This is a genomic window from Microbacterium esteraromaticum, assembly GCF_017303215.1.
Classification (GTDB): domain Bacteria; phylum Actinomycetota; class Actinomycetes; order Actinomycetales; family Microbacteriaceae; genus Microbacterium; species Microbacterium esteraromaticum_C.
Genome location: NZ_JAEMWU010000002.1, coordinates 155,700 through 175,877, shown reverse-complemented (window position 1 = coordinate 175,877; position 20,178 = coordinate 155,700). Strand labels below are relative to the sequence as shown.

23 protein-coding genes and 2 tRNA genes are annotated in these 20,178 nt (G+C 67.0%); 6 read left to right on the top strand and 19 right to left on the bottom strand.

Going from position 1 to position 20,178, the window contains the following annotated elements; genetic code table 11:
* Positions 1–37 precede the first annotated feature (37 nt).
* Positions 38–1,207, top strand: a complete 1,170-nt coding sequence (locus JF543_RS12090; protein WP_242519711.1) for a DUF58 domain-containing protein — start codon at positions 38–40, stop codon at positions 1,205–1,207.
* Complete coding sequence (locus JF543_RS12085; RefSeq protein WP_206824502.1) at positions 1,200–3,461, top strand: transglutaminaseTgpA domain-containing protein; 2,262 nt, start codon at positions 1,200–1,202, stop codon at positions 3,459–3,461. The genes JF543_RS12090 and JF543_RS12085 overlap by 8 nt, the downstream gene beginning before the upstream one ends.
* Here JF543_RS12085 and JF543_RS12080 read toward each other — a convergent pair.
* The 4 genes from JF543_RS12080 to JF543_RS12065 all read right to left on the bottom strand — a co-directional run bounded on the left by JF543_RS12080 (position 3,449) and on the right by JF543_RS12065 (position 5,817).
* A complete protein-coding gene (locus tag JF543_RS12080) occupies positions 3,449–4,348 on the bottom strand; it encodes a rhodanese-related sulfurtransferase (RefSeq protein WP_206824501.1) in 900 nt (299 codons plus the stop codon). The two genes, JF543_RS12085 and JF543_RS12080, sit on opposite strands and share 13 nt — an antisense overlap.
* Before the next feature lie 84 nt (positions 4,349–4,432).
* Positions 4,433–4,517: transfer RNA gene (locus JF543_RS12075), tRNA-Ser, on the bottom strand.
* A 54-nt stretch (positions 4,518–4,571) separates the two neighbouring features.
* On the bottom strand, positions 4,572–5,177 hold the full coding sequence (locus JF543_RS12070; protein ID WP_206824499.1) for a GNAT family N-acetyltransferase: 606 nt from the start codon (positions 5,175–5,177) through the stop codon (positions 4,572–4,574).
* On the bottom strand, positions 5,152–5,817 hold the full coding sequence (locus tag JF543_RS12065; protein WP_179410114.1) for a phosphatase PAP2 family protein: 666 nt from the start codon (positions 5,815–5,817) through the stop codon (positions 5,152–5,154). Before JF543_RS12065 ends, JF543_RS12070 begins: the two co-directional genes overlap by 26 nt.
* Positions 5,818–5,873: 56 nt before the next feature.
* Here JF543_RS12065 and JF543_RS12060 point away from each other — a divergent pair, with 56 nt between their 5' ends.
* Complete coding sequence (locus JF543_RS12060) at positions 5,874–6,206, top strand: cupin domain-containing protein (protein WP_206824497.1); 333 nt, start codon at positions 5,874–5,876, stop codon at positions 6,204–6,206.
* On the opposite strand, the gene JF543_RS12055 is transcribed toward JF543_RS12060, so the two are convergent.
* The 3 genes from JF543_RS12055 to JF543_RS12045 form a co-directional block, all read right to left on the bottom strand.
* Complete coding sequence (locus JF543_RS12055; protein WP_425313116.1) at positions 6,207–7,193, bottom strand: carbohydrate ABC transporter permease; 987 nt, start codon at positions 7,191–7,193, stop codon at positions 6,207–6,209.
* Entirely contained in the window at positions 7,190–8,329 is a 1,140-nt protein-coding gene (locus JF543_RS12050) for a carbohydrate ABC transporter permease (RefSeq protein WP_224818701.1), read from the bottom strand. Before JF543_RS12050 ends, JF543_RS12055 begins: the two co-directional genes overlap by 4 nt.
* Positions 8,330–8,426: 97 nt before the next feature.
* Positions 8,427–9,752: an ABC transporter substrate-binding protein gene (locus tag JF543_RS12045; protein WP_179410112.1), complete on the bottom strand. Its 1,326-nt coding sequence runs from the start codon at positions 9,750–9,752 to the stop codon at positions 8,427–8,429.
* A gap of 242 nt (positions 9,753–9,994) precedes the next feature.
* On the opposite strand from JF543_RS12045, the gene JF543_RS12040 reads away from it, so the two are divergent.
* On the top strand, positions 9,995–10,999 hold the full coding sequence (locus JF543_RS12040; protein ID WP_206821874.1) for a LacI family DNA-binding transcriptional regulator: 1,005 nt from the start codon (positions 9,995–9,997) through the stop codon (positions 10,997–10,999).
* A 57-nt stretch (positions 11,000–11,056) separates the two neighbouring features.
* Here the strand turns inward: JF543_RS12040 and rplL are convergent, their stop codons facing one another.
* Together rplL and rplJ are read right to left on the bottom strand one after the other, a co-directional pair.
* Positions 11,057–11,440, bottom strand: a complete 384-nt coding sequence (rplL, locus tag JF543_RS12035) for a 50S ribosomal protein L7/L12 (RefSeq protein WP_179410110.1) — start codon at positions 11,438–11,440, stop codon at positions 11,057–11,059.
* Positions 11,441–11,488: 48 nt separating this feature from the next.
* Complete coding sequence (gene rplJ / locus JF543_RS12030) at positions 11,489–11,977, bottom strand: 50S ribosomal protein L10 (RefSeq protein WP_179410109.1); 489 nt, start codon at positions 11,975–11,977, stop codon at positions 11,489–11,491.
* Between the two features lie 280 nt (positions 11,978–12,257).
* Between rplJ and JF543_RS12025 the strand changes: the two genes are divergently transcribed.
* Positions 12,258–12,935, top strand: coding sequence for a YqaJ viral recombinase family protein (locus JF543_RS12025; RefSeq protein ID WP_179410108.1), 678 nt, complete (start codon positions 12,258–12,260; stop codon positions 12,933–12,935).
* A gap of 2 nt (positions 12,936–12,937) precedes the next feature.
* Here the strand turns inward: JF543_RS12025 and JF543_RS12020 are convergent, their stop codons facing one another.
* Positions 12,938–13,840, bottom strand: a complete 903-nt coding sequence (locus tag JF543_RS12020; RefSeq protein WP_206824496.1) for a LysR family transcriptional regulator ArgP — start codon at positions 13,838–13,840, stop codon at positions 12,938–12,940.
* Between the two features lie 71 nt (positions 13,841–13,911).
* Here JF543_RS12020 and JF543_RS12015 point away from each other — a divergent pair, with 71 nt between their 5' ends.
* The gene (locus JF543_RS12015; RefSeq protein ID WP_206824494.1) at positions 13,912–14,577 is read left to right on the top strand and encodes a LysE/ArgO family amino acid transporter; all 666 of its coding nucleotides are present in this window, start codon (positions 13,912–13,914) and stop codon (positions 14,575–14,577) included.
* 62 nt (positions 14,578–14,639) lie between these two features.
* On the opposite strand, the gene rplA is transcribed toward JF543_RS12015, so the two are convergent.
* The 9 genes from rplA to JF543_RS11970 form a co-directional block, all read right to left on the bottom strand.
* Positions 14,640–15,326 carry a 50S ribosomal protein L1 gene (rplA, locus tag JF543_RS12010; RefSeq protein WP_206824492.1) on the bottom strand — a complete coding sequence of 229 codons (687 nt, stop codon included), beginning with the start codon at positions 15,324–15,326 and terminating at the stop codon, positions 14,640–14,642.
* A 12-nt stretch (positions 15,327–15,338) separates the two neighbouring features.
* Positions 15,339–15,770: a 50S ribosomal protein L11 gene (gene rplK / locus JF543_RS12005; protein WP_179410104.1), complete on the bottom strand. Its 432-nt coding sequence runs from the start codon at positions 15,768–15,770 to the stop codon at positions 15,339–15,341.
* Positions 15,771–15,946: 176 nt separating this feature from the next.
* Positions 15,947–16,963, bottom strand: a complete 1,017-nt coding sequence (gene nusG / locus JF543_RS12000) for a transcription termination/antitermination protein NusG (RefSeq protein WP_206824490.1) — start codon at positions 16,961–16,963, stop codon at positions 15,947–15,949.
* Between the two features lie 59 nt (positions 16,964–17,022).
* On the bottom strand, positions 17,023–17,292 hold the full coding sequence (gene secE, locus JF543_RS11995; protein ID WP_179410102.1) for a preprotein translocase subunit SecE: 270 nt from the start codon (positions 17,290–17,292) through the stop codon (positions 17,023–17,025).
* A 41-nt stretch (positions 17,293–17,333) separates the two neighbouring features.
* Positions 17,334–17,406: transfer RNA gene (locus JF543_RS11990), tRNA-Trp, on the bottom strand.
* A gap of 150 nt (positions 17,407–17,556) precedes the next feature.
* Entirely contained in the window at positions 17,557–17,994 is a 438-nt protein-coding gene (locus JF543_RS11985; protein WP_179410101.1) for a pyridoxamine 5'-phosphate oxidase family protein, read from the bottom strand.
* The gene (locus JF543_RS11980) at positions 17,991–18,503 is read right to left on the bottom strand and encodes a DUF2165 family protein (RefSeq protein WP_179410100.1); all 513 of its coding nucleotides are present in this window, start codon (positions 18,501–18,503) and stop codon (positions 17,991–17,993) included. Before JF543_RS11980 ends, JF543_RS11985 begins: the two co-directional genes overlap by 4 nt.
* Complete coding sequence (locus JF543_RS11975; protein WP_179410099.1) at positions 18,500–18,697, bottom strand: DUF4177 domain-containing protein; 198 nt, start codon at positions 18,695–18,697, stop codon at positions 18,500–18,502. The genes JF543_RS11980 and JF543_RS11975 overlap by 4 nt, the downstream gene beginning before the upstream one ends.
* A 119-nt stretch (positions 18,698–18,816) precedes the next feature.
* Positions 18,817–20,178, bottom strand: coding sequence for an aldehyde dehydrogenase family protein (locus JF543_RS11970; RefSeq protein ID WP_206824487.1), 1,362 nt, complete (start codon positions 20,176–20,178; stop codon positions 18,817–18,819).

Sequence of the window (20,178 nt, the reverse complement as noted above, 5' to 3'; positions counted from 1 at the left end):
ACCAGATTCGACCACAGAGACCATGAGACGTCGTAGGTTGACCGCCCGCGGATGGGGATGCCTGATCATGGGCATCCTGCTGGCGATCGCGGCCAACGTCGCTGGCGCTCGCCCGCTGCTGTACCTGGGCGTGCTGTTGGTGCTGCTGCCGCTGGTCTCGATGCTCGTGGCGTACGCGCCGCGGCGCCGCGGCGCCGTGTCACGGCAGATCTCGACCGATCTGCTCACCGTGGGCGAGTCCTCGCGCGTCGCCCTGCGGTTCGATCTGTACGCCCCGGGCGTCCCCCGTGGTATCTGGCGCGACACCTTGCCGGATGCCGTGCGCGGCGATGCGCAGGGCGAGTATCCCGGTGACTCCGCGCTGCTGCGCTATGAGCTTGAGGGCGTGCAGCGCGGCATCTCGACCCTCGGCCCGCTGGTGCTGCGCACCGTCGACCCGTTCGGTCTCGCGCAGCGCGAACAGGAGTTCGGTGACACGCGCACGATCACGGTCGTCCCTCAGGTCGTGGCGCTGCCGTCGCTCCCCTCGAAGGTGGGCGCCGCGGGCGGTGCTGCTCAGACCCGGTCCACGCGGCTCGGGCAGGGCGCCGACAACCTCATTCCTCGGCCGTACGCGTCCGGCGACTCCCGCCGACGCATCCATTGGCGTGCGACGGCGCATCACGGCGAGCTCATGGTGCGCCAGGAGGAGGAAGAGGCCAGTCCCGACGCCGTCGTCGTGCTCGACCGTTCCGCCGCACGCTGGGAGCGACCCGCCGATGGGCCCGGTCCGGAGTTCGAGACAGCGGTGACGCTGTGCGCGTCGGCGGCCCTGCGGTTCGTGCAGGATGGCTACAGCGTCGACGTCATCGACAGCGCGGGCGGCCTGCTCGGCGCGCTGCGCGGACACGAGGACGACCGTGAAGACCTCATGGTCGCTCTCGCCACCGTGACGCCCCGCGGTGAGGCGCGCGATCTGCGCGCGATCGTCGGCAGCACTCCCCCGGGACCGCTCGTCGTGATCACGGGGCGGATCTCGGTGGCGGATGCTGACCGCTTGAGCACCGCGGGGGCGGCAGCACCCCTGCTGTTCGCCGCCGGCGCAGAGCGCGGCGCGCTGAGCGCTGCGGCCGCGCACGGCTGGAACACCGCCGCGGTCACGTCCGGCGATGAGCTGGATCAGACGTGGGCGGATGCCCTCCCTCAGGCGCAGGTGTCCGGTGTTTGATTCGGTGACGGCGGACTCCGCGGCCACCCGCGCCACGGAGCGCAGGGGAACCGCCGATCTGCGTCCCATCAGCCCCATCGTCCCGGGATTCCTCGCGGGAGCGGCGATGCTCGTCGCGCTCTGGCCGTACACCGGGGCGATCATGCCGGGCACGTGGACGTTCGTGGCCTTCCTGGCGATCATCGTCGCCAGCGGCGCGGGTTCGCTCGGGCGTGTGATCTTCCGGCGGCTGCGCGCGGGCATCCGCGATCTGCTCGCCCTTGCGGTGCAGGTCACCATCACGATCATGGCGTGCACCGCCCTGCTGGCGAGCGATACCGCCTTTCTCGGGCTGATCCCTACGCGACTTTCGGGGCAGCTGATCGCCGTGCGGATGCAGCAGGCGATCGATGAGATCGCCGGCGGTGTCGCCCCGATCGCGGCATCCGCCGGGCTCGCGACAGCAGTCGGGGTGCTCTTCGCCGGCGTGACGATCCTCGTCGACCAGCTGCTGGCGCACCGGCAGATCCTGCTCACCGTGCTGCTCACCTCGGTGATCGGGGTGCTGCCGATGCTGGTCTCGTTCGGCTCGCTGAACATCGCGTGGTTCCTGATGCAGGCTGTCATGATCCTGATCATGCTGCGCTTCGGTGCCCGGCACGATGCGTCCGCGCCGCGACGCACCTCGGCGCTGGCCGCCGCGATCGCCGGTGCCACCGCGATCGCCGTGACTCTGCTGGTGACGCCGATGCTACCGATGGGCGCGGCGCTGTCGGGCACCGGCCCGACGTTGACGGTGCGGGCCGACCTGCGCCTGGGCGATGATCTTCGCCGCCCCGAAAGTGTCGAGGCTCTGACGCTGGTCACCTCGGGCACCGCTCCCCCGTACCTGAGGTTGGCCACGCTGTCACGGTTCGACGGCGAGATCTGGCGACCTGACCGCACCGATCTGCAACCGCTCGGCGAGGGCTTCGGCGAGCGCGACTGGGGCGAAGCGATCGAGACGGCTGAACGTCGGGTCTCGATCCGGGTGCTCAACGTGTCCAGTGACCGCCTGCCGGTTCCTTATGCTCCCGAACGCGTCACCGGCATCGACGGCGACTGGCAGGCGATGCCCGCGGGACGCACCGTCATCAGTGCGACCGAGAACGCGGCGGGCGCCGACTACACGGTGCGCACGGCGACCGCGGCGCCGACGCTCGAGCAGATCCGCCGGGCACCGGCATCCGACCTCGGACGCGCCCTCCCGCGCACGGTGAACCTGCCACCGGTCATTGCCGACACGGCCCGCTCGGTGACGGCTGAGGCCGACACCGACTACGACCGTCTGATCGCCCTGCAGGACTGGTTCCGCAGCGAGTTCACCTACTCACTCGATGCGCCGGTCGACGAGGGATTCGACGGTACCGGTGCTGACGCCGTCGCCACCTTCCTCGACAAGCGCACCGGGTACTGTGTGCACTTCGCGGGCGCTTTCGCGCTCATGGCGCAGGCCCTCGACATGCCGGTGCGCATCGTCGTCGGATATCTGCCCGGCACCGCGACCGACCAGAGACGCGACGACGACATCGTCTACTCCGTCTCGAGCGACCAGCTGCATTCGTGGCCCGAGGTGCACTTCGACGGCATCGGATGGGTGCCTTTCGAGCCGACGGCCACACTCGGTGTGCCCACCGCTTTTCTGTCGGAGACGTCCGCGGGTGGGAGTGGCGACGGGCCCGACGCACCGACACCCACCACGGCGCCGACGACAGCACCGTCCGACGTGCCGACCGGCGGACCCGACCGCCTCGATGAGCAGTCCATCGGTGATCAGCAGCTGCAGACGCTCAATCCGCTGCCCGTCGTGCTGGTCGCCCTCGGAGCGCTCCTGCTCGCGCTGCTGCCCGCCCTGGTGCGTGGTGGCACGCGGATGCTGCGCATCAGCCGGGCCCGTCGAGGAGACGCCATGGCGGCGTGGCAGGAAGTGCGCGACACGATGGCCGACCTCGGTCTACCGTTGCACGCGGCCGACACGGCTCGCGTCCGCGCTCGCTATGTGGTCGCCGAACGCGGCGCGGACGCCGACGCGATGCGGCAACTGGTGGATGCTGTCGAACACCGCAGCTATGCGCCGAAGCCATCCGCTGATGATGATCTGTCCGTGCCGCTGCGCGATGTGCTCACGGCACTCGAACGCAGTGTCGACGGCCACCGCCGCGTGACGGCACGATTGCTGCCGGCGTCGCTGTGGCGCCGTGCCGCTTCGCTTCGGGGACGCGTTCAGGAGGCGTGAGCGCGGTGCTCGTCGCAGAGCACGACGTCGCAGCTCTCGCAGACGACGAACTGGCGCCGGCACGAGAGGTCGGGGCAGTTCGCGGTGCGCTTGGTCGCACCCCCGCACCCGATGCACTCGCCGATCACCGCGGCATGGTCTGAGAAATCGATCGACCCGCGCCCGTCGAACACGTACAGCGATCCCTCCCACAGACCGTCGTCGCCGTACTTCTCGCCGTACCGGACGATGCCGCCCTCAAGCTGATACACCTCGCCAAACCCGCGCGCGATCATCAGACTCGACAGCACTTCGCAGCGAATACCGCCGGTACAGTACGTCACGATGGGCTTGCCCTTGAGATCGTCGTACGCGCCGGATTCGAGCAGCCCCACGAAATCGCGGGTCGTGTCGGTGTCGGGCACCACGGCGTTCCGGAACCGGCCGATGTCGGCCTCCAGCGCATTGCGTCCGTCGAAGAACACCACCTCATCGCCGCGCTCGTCCATCAGCTCGTGCAGCTGCTCGGGGCTCAGGCGCGCTCCACCGCCGACGACGCCGTGATCATCCACCGCCAACTCGCCGGGGGCACCGAACGAGACGATCTCGTCACGCACCTTGACGCTGAGCTTCGGGAAATCGGTGCTGAAGCCGTCGGCGTCGAGGCCAGTGCCCTCGCTCCACTTGATGTCCGCGTCCTTGAACGCCGGATAGTCGCGGAACCGCCGCAGCCACTTCTTCACCGCCGGCAGGTCACCGCCGAGCGTGCCATTGATGCCGTGCTCCGAGACCAGGATGCGCCCGCGCAACTGCAACGACGCACAGAGGTCGCGCTGCCACAGCCGAATCGCATCGGGATCGGCCAACGGGGCGAACGCGTAGAACAGCACGATCTTCGGAGTGGGCATCAGCCGATTCTACGTCGCGTGGCTCAGAGTCCGCCGTCGCCGACGAATGCAGAAAGGGCCCCGCAGATGCGGGGCCCTTTTCGGCGGTGACGGAGGGATTCGAACCCTCGGTTGCTTGCACAACACACGCTTTCCAAGCGTGCTCCTTCGGCCGCTCGGACACGTCACCAGAAACAACCTGTCCATCCTATCCGATGACGAGGGCGGGTTCGGACCAGCCCGCTCAGTCGACCAGGTGCACCCCGTACACGACGGTGTCGGCATCGGCCTGCAGACGATGCATGCCCAAGCGATCGTAGAACGCGCCCGCCCCCGTGTTTGTGGCGTTCATACCCAGGTGCAGACCGGGAACGCCGCGCCGCTTCAGCTCGGTGAACAGCGTCTCGATCAGCTGTCGCCCCAGCCCCATCCCCTGGGTCTCTGGCAGCAGGTCGATGTGCAGGTGTGCCGGGTACTCGGCGGCGTGCGCGTTCGTTCCCGGCGCCCGCCGACTGGCGTAGCCGATGATGCCGTCCTGTCGGGTCGGCTCCGCCGCACCCGACAGCGGGTACGCGCCCATGTGCGTCGGCCACCACTCCTCGCGGAACCACTGTTCGAAAGCCTCGGTGTCATCCGTCGCGACGACGTAGCCGATCGTGCGCCCGTCGTCGGATTCGACGACCCAGGTCAGGCCCGCGTCGCGCACCGCGTACGGCACCGCGAAGATGTCGCCCCACAGGCGGTCGTCGGTGAACATCCCGGTCGCATCGCCACCGGCATCCGCGGTCTTCACGCAGATGTCGTAGAGGGCGTCCCGGTCGGCGTCACGGTAGGGTCGGATCTTCGGCACGGGGGCTCCTCGCTGATGCGGCTGGCGGACCCGACCAGCCTAGCGAGGCCCAGCCCCACAGCATCCCCGCCACGAGCAGAGCCGCCGACGCGCCGACCAGCGCTCCCCCGATCGTGTCGGTGATCCAGTGCACCGCGAGGATCGTGCGCGACAGCGCCATGACGAGCACCCACAGCACACCGACCACCGCGACCCAGACACGGGGGAACACCAGCCACAGCACGACGGCGATGGTCGCCGCATTCGCGGTGTGCCCCGAGGGGAACGATCCGAAGTCCGATGCGACCAGCATGTCATCAGGGCGCGCACGCGCGAACAGGTTCTTGAGCAGCTGGGTAAGCCCCGCGCTCACGATGAACGCCGAGGCCGCGAACACCGCCGATCGCCACCGTCGTACCGCGACCAACGACGCCACGATCAGCAACGGCACCAGCAGCACCGCGATCCACCCTCCGCCGACGCGGTTCATGAACAGCGCACCCCACAGCACCCACGGTTCGCGCAGCTGCGCCGCCACGCCGTTCCAGAACTCGTCCAGGGCGTTCGTCGCCCCGGCGGGCACCGTCACCACGAGGATGCCCAACGCGATCGCTGCGGCGAGCAGCGCCCCTCCGGTGATCAGTAGCGCCCGTCTCGTCATCACCCCATTGTGCCCGGTTCGGGCATCCGCACCAGAGCGAGGGCTATCCTCGGGGCATGAGCGCAGACCAGCCGTTCCTGCTCGCGGCTTCGGCCGCCGACTTCGTCGCTGCCCACCCGGTCGAGGCCGGCCGGGTAAAGCCACACCGCACCCTCGACGGGGACGGATACAAGATCCGCACCCTCGTCATGGATGCCCGAGCCATCATGCGGGAGCACCGTGCCCCCGTGCCGATCCTGGTGCAGGTCGTGTCGGGGCGCATCCTGTTCCGGGTCGGCGGAGCCGAGCACGATCTCACCGCGGGTGGCGCGATCCAGGTCCCCGCCGGCATGCTGCACGAACTGGAGGCTGTCGACGCCTCGCACGTGCTGCTGGTGTTGCTCGGCTGATCACCCCTTGGTAGAGCCGGCGAGCAGGCCGCGGACGAAGTACCGTTGCAGCGCGAAGAAGACGATCAACGGAACGATGATCGAGACAAACGCTCCGGCGGTGAGCAGGTGCCAGTCGTTTCCACGGGTACCCGTGATCTCGGCCAGCAGCTTGGTGATCGGCGCGGCGCCGCCGTCGGCGAAGACGAGGGCGACGAGCAGGTCGTTCCAAACCCAGAGGAACTGGAAGATGGCGACCGAGGCGATCGCCGGCATCGTCAGCGGCAGAACGATACGGAAGAAGATCTGCCCTCGCGAAGCGCCATCCACACGCGCCGCCTCGATGATCTCGCTCGGGATCTCGGACATGAAGTTGTGCAACAGGTAGATCGCCAGCGGCAGCGCGAACATCGTGTGCGCGAACCACACCTGCGCGTAACCGCCGGATGCCCCCAGCGGCAGTGTCACCTGCAGGCCGAACAGGTTCAATCCCCTCGAGAACGTGCTCAGCAACGGCACCAACGCCATCTGGATCGGCACGATCTGCAACGCGAAGATGAAGATGAACAGGAAGTTGCGCCCCTTGAAGTCGATCCAGGCGAACGCGTACGCCGCCATCGACGCGATCATCAGCGGCACGATGGTCGCGGGGATGGTGATGGCGATCGAGTTCACGAACGACTCGAGCATCGTCAGCTGCGTCGTACCGGACGAGAGCACATCCACGTAGTTCTCGCCGGTGACCTCGGGGTTCAGGAAGAACTCCCACCACCCGCTCGTGAGAATCTGATCCCGCGGCCGGAACGACGAGATGAACAACCCGAGCGTGGGGATCGTCCACAGCACCGCGATGATGATCGATGCCGCCGAGGCCCATGGCCGGCTCAGTCGCTTGCGGGCCCGTCCTGCCGAGGCGTTCAGCCCACCCCCGGTCGTGATCGCGCGGGTGCTCATCGCTACGTCGGACTGCGGGGTCGCCGCCGTCCCTGGGTTCATCGCGCTGCTCATCGGATCTCCCGCTGCTTCTGGATCTGACGTGCGTTGTAGACGACGATCGGCACAACAAGCACGAAGAGGATGACGGCGAGCGCTGCACTGCGCCCTGCCTCGAATTTCGAGAACTGGGTGTACATCTCGTTGGCGAGCACGCTCGTCTCGTAGTTTCCGGCGGTCATCGTGCGCACGATGTCGAACACCTTCAGCGAGGCGATCGAGATGGTCGTCAACACGACGATGAGAGCGGGACGGATGGAAGGGACGGTCACGGATCGGAATCGCTGCCAGGCGTTCGCACCGTCAAGCTCGGCGGCTTCGAGAAGCTCGGTCGCCACGCCCTTGATGGATGCTGACAGGATGACCATCGCGAACCCGGTCTGCACCCAGATGAGGACGACGATCAAGAAGAAGGTGTTCCACGGCGGGTTCAGCAGGAACTGCTGCGGTTCTCCCCCGAACCACACGAGGATCTGGTTGAGCAGGCCGATCTGGTCGTACTGCGGCCCGCGGTACTCGTACATGAACCGCCAGATGATGCCGGCGCCGACGAACGAGATCGCCATCGGCATGAAGACCAGTACCTTGTAGACCTTCTCGCCGCGCGTGCGGTCGATGAACACCGCGTACGCCAACCCCACGATGGTCGAGACGGTCGGGACGACCAGCACCCACACGATCGTGTTGACCACGACGCGGATGCCGTCGGGCTGACCGAAGATCCACAGATAGTTGTCGAGGCCGATGAAGCTCTTACCCGACGAGTTCATGAACGATGCGACGAACGTCTGGATCGACGGGAGCACGAGGCCCACCGTCAGCAGCAGGAACGCCGGCGCCATGAACGCCACGAGTTGGATGAGGTAGCCCTTCCCCGCGCGCGATCGATAGTCGAGCAGGAAGAACACGCCCCCGACGACGACTGCCACACCGATCGCCCAGTAGTACGAGCGGAAGAACCACATCACGGCGAAGGGGACGAGCAGGCACATCGCTAGTCGCGCGGCGGTGTACCAGGGCCCGGAACGCGGCGCGACGTCGACGAGGAACAGAATGACGGCCACGACGATCGCGAAGGCGATGACGACGATCACCGCCTGCACGACAGGTGGCATCGTGCCCACCCATTGGAAGAAGTCAGTCGCGGTCACATCGATTCCCTTGCACGAGTGGCGATGATCCGTGCACCGTTGCCCGGATCAGGTCAGAGGTGGAGTGGGCCGCCCGAAGGCGGCCCACCCGAGTCGGTCAGCCCGCGGGCCAGCCCGTCTCGATCTGCTGGAGCACCTCATCGGTCGACGTGCCGTTGACCCAGGCGACCATTCCCTTCCAGAACGTGCCCGCGCCGACTGCACCGGGCATCAGGTCACTGGCGTCGAACCGGAACGTGGTGTCGGGATCCTGCAGGATCTTGATGGTCTCCTGAAGGATCGGGTCCTGCGCGTTGGCGGGGTCCAGTCCGTTGTTGGCCGAGGTGACGCCGCCCAGGCTCACGCGGCTGTTCGCCCACTCGGGGCTGGAGAGGTACGCGAGCACCTGCTGCGTTGCGGCGGAGTCGCTGAACGCTCCCACGATCTCACCTGCGCCCGTGACCGCGCTGGCGTCCGCACTCTCGCCAGGGAGCATGAACGCCCAGACGTCGCCGTCCTCAGCGATCGTCGTGCCATCGGGGAAGAAGCCCGACAGGAACGATGCCTGGTGCGTGAGTGCGCACGATCCGTCCGCGACCTTCGGGGCGACATCGCCGAACGCGGTCGAGTTGATCGAGCGGACGTCACCGAATCCGGCATTCACGTTGGCCGGGTCGAGCAGGATCTCGCCGACGGAGTCGAAGGCGGCTTTGATCTGCGGATCGGTGAACGGCACGTCGTTGGTGACCCACTGGTCGTACACATCGGGGCCCGCCTGACGCAGCACGTAGTCCTCGACCCAGTCCGTGCCTGGCCATCCGGTCGCCGTGCCGGACTCGAAGCCTGCACACCACGCCGGTTCGCCGGTCGCCGCTTGGATGGACTCGGTGAGCGTCTGCATCTCATCGAGCGTCGTCGGTACCTCCACGCCCCACTCGGCGAACTTCGTCGGCGAATACCAGATCCAGCCCTTGACGTTCGCCATCAGGGGCGCGCCGTAGAACGTGCCGTCCACCGTTCCGTAGTTGACCCAGTCCTCGGTCCAGTACTCGTTCGCGTTCTGCTCGACCTCGGCAGGTGCGGGCAGAAGGAAGTCACGGGTGGCGAAGTCGGCGAAGAGTCCCGGCTGCGGGAAGATCGCGATGTCGGGCGGGTTCCCGCCCTGTGCACGGGTTCCGAGCTGCGTCTCGAAGTCCTGACTGCCCTCGTACTTGATCTCGATCCCGGTCTCTTCCTCGAAACCGGCCCAGGATTCCTGGAGCAGCTCTGCCTCGCTGTCGACGATCGTGCCGTAGATCGTGACGGTCTCGCCGGCCACGTCTTCACTGCCGGCGTCGCTGCCGCCGTCCGGTGCGCCAGGAGCTCCGCACCCTGCCAGTGCGACGCCCGCCGCACCGAGCAGTGCCAGCGGCGCGAGGCGCCGATAGCGCTGTGACTGTGCCATGTCATTTCTCCTCTTCGAGTGGGTCTCTGCTCCCCGACGCGGCGTGTCCCGCAACAATGAGGAACCGATTCCAGAACAACCTACTTGTCTTGGACGCCCCGACACAATGCCCGCACGAGCCGTTCTCGACAACCGTTGTCCCGCCGTGACCCGTTGCGTGGGAGCGCTCCCACAGCATAGCGTGTGGAACCGGTTCCGCGACACGGTGTTCGGAATCCCGACTCTCCCCCAGAGGACGAACGATGAGCACGCTTGCCGATGTCGCAGCCCGCGCCGGCGTCTCGAAAGCGACCGCCAGCCGCGCTCTGAGCGGCAGCGGCTACGTCGCCGACGACACCAGTGAACGCGTACACGCCGCGGCCCGCGAGCTCGCGTACGTCGTGCACTCCTCGGCGCAGAGCCTGGCGACGGGCCGCACGCTGTCGGTAGGCGTGATCGTCCCCACCCTCGACCGCTGGTTCTTCTCTGAGCTGCTCAGCGGCATCCAGCAGGAACTGCTCACGTCCGGGCACGACCTGGTGCTCTACGGCAGCCGAGAGGGGTCAGCGGAACGCACCCGGCTGTTCGAAGAGATCCTGCCGCAGCGTCGCCTCGACGGCATCATCGCCGTCGGCATCCAACCCAGCGCCCGCGAGCTCGAACGGCTCATGCTCGTCGGCTCGCCCTTGGTGAGCGTCGGCTCGTACGCCGAGGGCACCAGCGCGATCTCGATCGATGACACGGCCGCTGGGCGACTCGCGACCGAACACCTCATCGACCTCGGACACCGCGACATCACGTTCCTCGGCGGTAGAGCGGATGCCGCGACACACGCCTTCGGTGACGAGCAGCGGCTCGCCGGCTACCGCGCGGCCATGAGCACCGCAGGTCTCGAAGCCGGCATCCGCCACGCTTCGGGCGAGGCGACGATGCCCGGCGGGTACGAAGCGGCGGTGCGGATGCTGGGAGACCGGCGCTCCCGCCCGACGGCGGTGGTCGCCGTCTGCGACGAAGTGGCCATCGGAGGCATCATCGCCGCGCGACGACTGGGGGTGTCCTCCCCCGCCGATCTCAGCGTGGTCGGCATCGATGACCATGCGCACGCGGAGATGTTCTCACTGACGACCGTCCTGCAGCATCCGAAAGAGCAGGGCCGTGAGGCGGTCCGCATGCTGCGCGACCGCATGGACTCACCCGGCGCGGAAACCGTGCATCGGGTGCTGCCCTCGGAGTTGATCATGCGCGCGTCGACGACGGTGCCGCGCTGATCCGGGTACGCAGAAGGCCCCGGGCGAACCCGGGGCCTTCTGTGTCAGTAAGAAGTCTTACTTGAGGGTAACCGTGGCGCCGGCGCCCTCCAGGGCCTCCTTGGCCTTCTCAGCGGTCTCCTTGTTGGCGCCCTCGAGGACGGCCTTCGGAGCACCGTCGACGACAGCCTTGGCCTCGCCGAGACCCAGCGAGGTGAGCTCGCGGACGGCCTTGATGACCTGGATCTTCTTGTCGCCAGCAGCCTCGAGGATGACGTCGAACGAGTCCTTCTCCTCCTCGGCAGCGGCATCGCCAGCGCCACCGGCTGCGCCGGCAACGGCGACCGGAGCGGCCGCGGTGACGTCGAACTTCTCCTCGAACGCCTTCACGAACTCGCTGAGCTCGATGAGGGTCAGGTCCGCAAACTGCTCCAGCAGCTCCTCAGTGGTGAGCTTCGCCATGATGTATCTCCTAATAAATGGGGTTTGTGTGAGGAAGACGCCGGACGCTTACGCGGCCTCGGCGGTCTCCAGCTTTTCGCGAAGCGCGTCGACGGTGGCAGCAGCCTTGCCCATCGTCGCCTTCATCATGCCCGCTGCCTTCGCCAGCAGAACCTCACGGCTCTCGAGCGAGGCGTACTTGTTGACCTCGTCGGCGTCGAGAGCGTTGCCCTCGAAGACGCCGCCCTTGATCACGAGAAGCGGGTTGGCCTTGGCGAAGTCACGCAGAGCCTTGGCGGTGGTGACGAAGTCACCGTGCACGAACGCGACGGCCGACGGGCCCTTGAGGCCCTCGTCCAGCGTCGTGATCCCCGCGTTGTTCGCGGCGATCTTGGTCAGCGTGTTCTTCACCACGGCGTATTCCGCGTCCTGACGGATAGCGTTTCGCAGCTCCTTGAGCTGGGCAACCGTCAGACCGCGGTACTCGGTCAGCAGGACGGCGTTCGAGCTCTCGAAAGACTTCGTGAGCTCGGCAACCGTTGCATCCTTCTGCGCCATGGTCACTCCTTCTGTGTACGGACGCCACACGGATGCGGGGCGTCGACCTTGACTGCCCACCACATGAGAAAAGCTCCGGCGCAAGCGCACGGAGCTTCAGAAAGAAATCGCACACCTGCGCGGGCCCCTGCGATGCAGTGCTTCGATCGACGCGTGCTTGCGCACATGACGATGACCGGCGGTCTTCGGTTACGTGAAGTCTACGGCATCCGACCGCCCACCCCAAATCACGCGGCGTGGGAGGGTCAAGGACCCCCACGGCTCGGGGTAGCCTCGTGGAGTGACCCCCGAACTCGAAGCCCGGATCGTCGCGGACTCCCGCGACCGGGTCGCGTGGCTTCGCGCTCGGGCACGGGGGATCACCGCAACAGATGTCGCCGGGCTCTCGGGAGACGCCTCGATCATTCGCGCCGCGGACTCCAAGCTCGGCGGTGGGCCGCGGTTCGGCGGCAACGCGTACACAGATCACGGCCGCCGTCGCGAGCCCGAGATCGCCGCGTGGGTCGCCTCGACTCACGGCATCCTGCCCTCGTCGGCGCTGTTCCACGCCGCGGTCGAGAAACGCCATCTCGCGACGCCGGACGGCGTCTGTGTCAACGGCGAGGGCCGAGTACTGCTCGCCGAGATCAAGACGACCAACAAGTCCTGGCGCACCATCCCACGCAACTACCTACGGCAGGTGTGGTGGCAGCAGCACGTGCTGGGCGCCGAGCGCACGTTGTTCGTGTGGGAAGAGCACGACGACTTCCGACCGCTGCACGACGAGCCCCGTTCAGTGTGGATCGACCGTGACGAGAAAGAGATCGGCCGCCTCGTCGACCTCGCGACCCGTCTGATCGACGAGTTGTATCACCGCACGACTGGTCAACGTCCTCCCACCGGCGCCGCGCCCGCCGAGAGCCGCCGCGACTCACTCCGCGAGCGCGACATGTTCCGCGCGCTCGCCCTCAGCGACTGATCTCAGCGCAACGGCACCAGCACGCGCGATGCCTCGTCGGCGACCTCTGCAGCGATCGCATCGAGCAGCGGTGAGCGCAGGTTCCACTGCTGCCAGTACAAGGGCACGCGAATGCGCGGCTCCCCCAGCTCGATCAGGTCTTCGGTCGCCTGCGGCATCGGGATCAGTCCCCATCCGAGCCCCAGCCGCACGGCGTGAGAGAAGTCGTGCGACGCCGGTACGTAGTGCCTGGGCACCGACCACGGATCGACTCCCCGCGCCCGCAGCCACCCCTGCTGCAGCGCGTCGCGCCGATCGAAATCGACGAAGGGCGCCTTGCGCAGCGCGTCGTTCGAAACACCGTCGGCGAACCAGCGCTCGAAGTAGTCGGTCGTCGCCATGGCTCGGTACTCGAGCACGCCCAAGGGTGTCACCGCGCTGCCGCCCACCGGCTCTGCCTCGCTGGTGACGGCTGCCATGACCTCGCCCGACTCGAGCATTCGCGCGGTGTAGTCCTGATCGTCGCGGTGCAGATCGACATCGATCGGATGCTGTCGCGCGATCCGCGCGATCGGAGACAGGAACCACGTTGCCATGGAGTCAGCATTCACGGCGAGCGGGATCCGCACGCGCGCCGCGGTCTCGACAGCGGCTTCGGGTTCGGCATCTCCGAGACCGAAGGCCACCATCACATCGTGCTCCAGCAGCTCGACCTGACGCGCAAGGCGCACGAGCGCTTCGCCCGCCTCGGTCGCGCGCACAGGGCGGGAACGCACGAGCGCCGCCCGCCCGATCTGCTGCTCGACAACCCGCACCCGCTGACTCACCGCCGACTGAGTGATGTGCAGTCTGCGCGCGGCCGCTTCGAAGCTGCCCTCGTCAATCACCGCGGCGATGGTCGCGGCAAGCTGCGCATCGATCTTCACATAAGCAATTCTAATGGCCGAGCACGAATCTTTGTTGGCGCTAATGATCCGTGCCTCGATACCGTGAGGGAATGCTCACCGTGCTCGCCGGCCTCGGCCTCGGCCTCTCCTTGATCATCGCCATCGGCGCGCAGAACGTCTTCGTGCTGCGGCAGGGCTTACGGCGTGAGCACGTTCTCCCGGTCGTGCTGGTGTGCGCTCTCTCTGATGCGGTGCTCATCGTCGGCGGCGTCGCCGGCCTCGGACTGCTGATCGAGACCGCACCCTGGCTCGTGGTCGTCGCGCGCTGGGCGGGCGCAGCCTTCCTCGTCGGATACGGACTGGTCGCTGCCCGACGAGCCTGGCGGGGAGGGGGCGAGCTGATCGCATCCGACGACACCGCATCCCCGGGGCCGAGCCACCCGACATCCGGGTCCGCGAGCACGACGCTGGCCCGCACCCGTCTGGCACCCACCCTGGCGACGGTGCTCGCGCTGACCTGGCTGAACCCGCACGTGTACCTCGACACGGTGCTCATGCTGGGCTCAGTCGCCGCGACACATGGCGACGGCCGCTGGTTGTTCGCGACCGGCGCCGTGATCGCCAGCTTCATGTGGTTCACCGCGCTGGGATTCGGCGCACGTCACCTCGGTAGATGGCTGCGTACACCGCGCGCGTGGCGGATGCTCGATGCCGGTATCGCCGTCGTGATGATCGCGCTCGGTGTGAACCTGGTGCTGCCCGTGCTCTTCAGCTGAGCCGCAACGCAGAAGACCCTCACCCCGAGCGGGGTGAGGGTCTTCGAAAGCGAGTCTCAGACTCAGATGGCGTTGACGTCCAGCGGGATGCCGGGGCCGAACGTGGTCGACACGGCGCCCTTCTGGATGTAGCGGCCCTTCGCGCTCGACGGCTTCAGACGCACGATCTCTTCGAGAGCGGCGTCGATGTTCTCGTTCAGCTGCTCAGCGCTGAACGAGGCCTTGCCGACGATGAAGTGCACGTTGGCGTGCTTGTCGACGCGGAACTCGATCTTTCCGCCCTTGATCTCCTCAACGGCCTTGGCCGGGTTCGGAGTCACGGTGCCGGTCTTGGGGTTGGGCATGAGGCCACGGGGACCCAGCACCTTACCCAGACGACCGACCTGACCCATCAGCTCGGGGGTCGAGACCGCGGCGTCGAAGTCGGTCCAGCCGCCGGCGACCTTCTCGATCAGCTCGGTGCCACCGACCTCGTCCGCACCAGCGGCGATCGCGGCCTCAGCGGCCGGGCCGTTGGCGAACACGATGACGCGGGCGGTCTTACCGGTGCCGTGGGGCAGCATGACGGTGCCGCGCACCATCTGGTCTGCCTTGCGGGGGTCAACAGCGAGCTTCAGCGCGACCTCGACGGTCGAGTCGAACTTCGCCGAGCCGGTCTCCTTGGCCAGGGCGACAGCCTCAGCGGGAGTGTAGAAACGGTCTGCCTCGATCTTGGCGAGGGCAGCCTGGTATGCCTTGGACTTAGCCATGATTTATCCCCCTCAGTCCTCGACCGTGATGCCCATGGAACGGGCGGTACCGGCGATGATCTTCGACGCAGCGTCGATGTCGTTCGCGTTCAGGTCGGGCTGCTTGGTCTCGGCGATCTGGCGGACCTGCTCCTTGGTGAGCTTTCCGACCTTGACCGTGTGCGGCGTGGGCGAGGCCTTCGCAACGCCAGCGGCCTTCTTGATCAGCTCGGCTGCCGGCGGGGTCTTCAGGATGAACGTGAAGCTGCGGTCCTCGTAGACGGTGATCTCCACGGGGATGACGTTGCCGCGCTGCGACTCGGTCGCGGCGTTGTACGCCTTGCAGAACTCCATGATGTTGACGCCATGCTGACCGAGCGCGGGGCCGATCGGCGGCGCCGGGTTGGCTGCACCGGCGTTGATCTGAAGCTTGATCAGGCCGGTCACCTTCTTCTTCGGTGCCATTCTCTTTCCTTTCATCGAGCGGATGCGGCACGCATCCGTTCTCCCGCGAACCCGGCGGTTCCGGGCTGCGGTTGCTCGCGCGCACGAGAAACGGGCGCACAAACCATCCAAGTATACCCGAGAACGCACGAACGGCCGCCCTGTTCCGGGGCGGCCGTTCGTGAATGCTGTGCGGGTCAGGCCATCTTGGTGACCTGGTCGAACGACAGTTCGACCGGAGTCTCGCGCTCGAAGAGCGAGACGAGAACCGTGAGCTTGCCGCTCTCGGGCTTGATCTCGCTGATCGAACCGGGAAGGCCCGCGAACGACCCTTCCTTGATCGTGATCGTCTCGCCGATCTCGAAGTCGACCTCAGCAGCCACCGGGCGGGCGACGGCGACGCCACCCTTGGCGGCAATGGACTTCGCGGTCGGCACATCCTTGACCTCGACGAGCGACTTCAGCATGTTGAAGGCCTCTTCGAAGCGGAGCGGTGTGGGGTTGTGGGCGTTGCCCACGAAGCCCGTGACGCCGGGCGTGTGACGCACGACCGACCAGGTGTCCTCGTTGAGCTCCATGCGCACCAGCACGTAGCCGGGGATGCGCACGCGCGTGACCATCTTGCGCTGGCCGTTCTTGATCTCGACGACGTCCTCCATCGGGACCTCGATCTGGTAGATGTCGTCCTCTACCTCGAGCGTCGACTTGCGCTGCTCGATGTTGGCCTTCACCTTGCGCTCGAAGCCGGCGTAGGAGTGGATGACGTACCACTTGCCGGGCAGCATCCGCAGATCCATGCGGAAGGCCTCGTAGGGGTCTTCCTCCGCAGGCTCATCGGCGCTGTCGCCGTCGACCTCGGGGCCGTCGTAGGGTGCCACTTCTTCAGCGGCTGCGGCCTCTGCGTCGGCGGTGTCTTCCGCCACGGCGTCGTTGAGGACCTCTGCGGCTGCTTCTGACTCAGCTGCTTCGTCCAGGTTGAGAGCGTCGTTCACGATCGCGTCTGCCTCCGGGTCTTCGATCTCGATGTCATCCGTGTCGCCGCCGAAGTTCTCGGCGTCATCCCCGTCGCCCTCGACGTGCAAAGCCACGTGCTCGGCGGCCGTGGCCGACTGCTCCTGCTCGGCGAGGACGTTGCCCTCCTGGGACTCGTCCTCTTCACTCGACTGCTCTGCGGCTGTCGCCCAGTCCGCATCGTCGGAATATCGTTCAGACACGTTGCTTCTTTCCGTTCACTGCGACGTTCCCAGGGGTTCCTGCGGACGTCGAGGGTGCGTCAGCCGAGCGGGACTCCGAACACGACGTGCGTCAGGCTCCCGAAGATCCAGTCGAGGCCGTACACCATGCCCATCACGATCAGCACGAACACGAAGACCACGGCGGTGTACTTGACCAGCTCTTTGCGAGTCGGGGTGACGACCTTGCTCAGTTCGCCGATCACCTGGCGGAAGAACAGAGCGATGCGCCCGAAGAAGCCCAGCTTCTTCTCGCGCAGTGCGTACGGGCCTGCTGCGACGATGTCGCCGCGAACGTCGTCCTGTTCCATCCGGTACGTACCTTTCGTGAGCCAGCATGTGCGCTGACGCGCAGGGCGGACAGGAATCGAACCTGCAACCTGCGGTTTTGGAGACCGCTGCTCTGCCAATTGAGCTACCGCCCTAGAGACCTTGCGACCTCTGGGTCTACCTCCTCCGCGTGCCGTGTGGGGCACGGTGAAGGATGCAGACAACTGCTAGATCAGTGTACGGCATCCGCGGCATCCGACCGAACCGAACCGAAATCCCGGGTGATTCGCGCGGTGCACAGCCCATCAGTACTCTGCGACGCCGGTGCGCTCGGGCTCGGGGTCTCGACGGAAGCCCCGGCCGCTGATACGCGTCGGCTCGATGCGCACGAAGACGCGCTTGAGCGTGGGGATCCACGGGCGCAGGCCGGTGTTCTCGGCCCGCTCGATGTCGGCCTCGCTCTCCAAAGCCGTCGCGCGGCCACGCATGATGACGCTCCACGCCTCGGTGTCGGTGTGATCATCGACCTCGAAGATCACATCGGCGTTGACCGTCAGCTCAAGCAGCTTGGTTCCGGGTGCCGTGCGGAAGATGATGCCCTCATCGTCGACCGCGTAGTTCACCGGGAAGACGTCGACGACGTCGCCGACGTGCGTGACGAGCCTTCCGAGTTCCTGAGTACGCACCAGCTCCCAACACCGCTGCTCCGGAAGCACGGTGACCGGGTTGTCGTAGAGGCTCATGCTGCACTCCCCTCACGCGCAGGCTCGTTCATCGCGAGCAGCACCGCGAACGCGGCCCACAGCGTGACGATGCCCATCGCAGTGTCCTTGCCGTTCCAGATGCCCGACTGCCACATCGCGAACCATTCCGAGCCGACCACGATGAAGCCGAGGAACCAGATCGCGAAGCCCAGGGCGAAGGCGGCGTAGCCCCAGCCCCTGGCCCGGTCGTAGGCGGCGATGTCGGCATTGCGCCGCAAGAACAGCAGCACACCGCCGTAGAGTGCGAGACCCGCGAAGACGCCCTCGGCGATGATGATGCCGATGTAGCCGATCGTGTGGATCACCGGGCTGTCGATCGCGCGCCACATCAACGCGTTGCCCTCGAAAGTGGTGTCCATCGACAGCACGTGCACGACGAACTGATAGTTCGAGTCGTAGTCCATCAGGTTACCCGCGAACACGAACAACCCGAACAGTCCCGCGATGAACACGACGAATGACTGCAGCAGACGCAACGGATGCTTCATTGCTCTTGACCCTTTCGCACGAAGACGAGGTCGGCACGCGGTTCGGTGTGGTGCTCGAGCAGGATCAACTGCACGAAGCCCCACCCGTCGGCGGCGCGCTCGGTGATGACGGTCTGATAGTCGAAGGCGAACTCCCACCCCGCACGGTCTCGGCGCAACGGAACGCTGACGAAGGAGTACTCGGGTGCGGACACGCTGTGCCTCCCTTCGCGGTGGACGTCCCTTGGGCCGATCGTAACGAGATTCGCGGACGGATGCGAGAGACCCTCCGGATGCCACGCAACGGGCATCCGGAGGGTCATGGTCGCACGGATCAGGCGGTGCGGATGAGCTTCTTGTTGACGAACTCGTCGGCGGCCAGCAGGCCCATCTCGCGCGAGGTACCGCTGCGCTTCACGCCACCGAAGGGCAGCTCGGGGCTGTCGGCGAGCACCAGGTTGATGTAGACCATGCCGGCCTCGATGGCATCCGCCACGCGCTCGGCCTGCGCCGGGTCGGTGGTGAACACGTACGAGCCGAGACCGAACGAGGTGTCGTTGGCGAGCGCGACCGCGGCGGCCTCGTCGGCCACGCGGTACACGACCGCGGCGGGCCCGAACAGCTCCTCGCGATACACGTTCATGTCGGCGGTGACGTCGGCGAGGACGGTCGGTGCGAAGAACGTGCCGTTGCGGGTGCCGCCGGTCAGCAGCGTCGCGCCCTGTGCGAGTGCCTCGTCGACCTGCTGCTGCAGGCGCTCGGCGGCCGCCGTCGACGACAGCGGGCCCAGCACGGTGTCCTGCTGCGTCGGGTCCTCGGCCGAGACAGCGGCGAGGCCCGCGACGAACTTCTCGGTGAAGGCGTCGTAGAGCTCGTCGACCACGATGAAGCGCTTGGCGCCGTTGCAGGACTGGCCGTTGTTGTCGAGGCGTGCATCGACCGCGGCCTGAGCGACAGCATCCATGTCATCCGTCGAGAGCACGAGGAACGGGTCGGACCCACCGAGTTCCAGCGCCACCTTCTTGAGGTTGCGCCCGGCGACCTCCGCGACGGCCGCGCCGGCGCGCTCGGAACCGGTCACCGAAACCCCATGCACGCGCGGGTCGGCGATGATCGTCGCAGCCTGCTCGTTGGTGGCGTAGACGTTGACGTACGCGCCGTCGGGCAGGCCCGCATCGCGGTAGATGCGCTCGAGCAGCGCGGCCGACTCGGGGCACTGCGGGGCGTGCTTGAGGATGATCGTGTTTCCCACCGCCAGGTTGGGGGCCGCGAAGCGTGCCACCTGGTACGCGGGGAAGTTCCACGGCATGATGCCCAGCAGGGCGCCCAGGGGCGCGCGGCGCACGACGGCGCTGCCCTCGCCCAGGATGTCGAGCGGGGTGTCGCCGGTGATCTTGTCGATGTTGTCGGCGTTGTACTCGATGATGTCGGCGGCGAAGTCGACCTCACCCTCGGCCGCGGCGATCGGCTTGCCCATCTCGCGCACGATGATCGCGGCGAACTCGTCGCGACGTTCGCGGTGCAGCTGCGCGATGCGACGGATCACTTCCGCACGCTCGGCGGGCGGGGTCGCCGCCCACGTGACGGCGGCGCTCGCGGCACGGGCGACGGCATCCTCGATCTGGGCGTCGGTGAACGTCTCGAACGCGGCTTCGGTCTCGCCGGTGGCCGGGTTGACGACGGCGTAGTCGGTCAT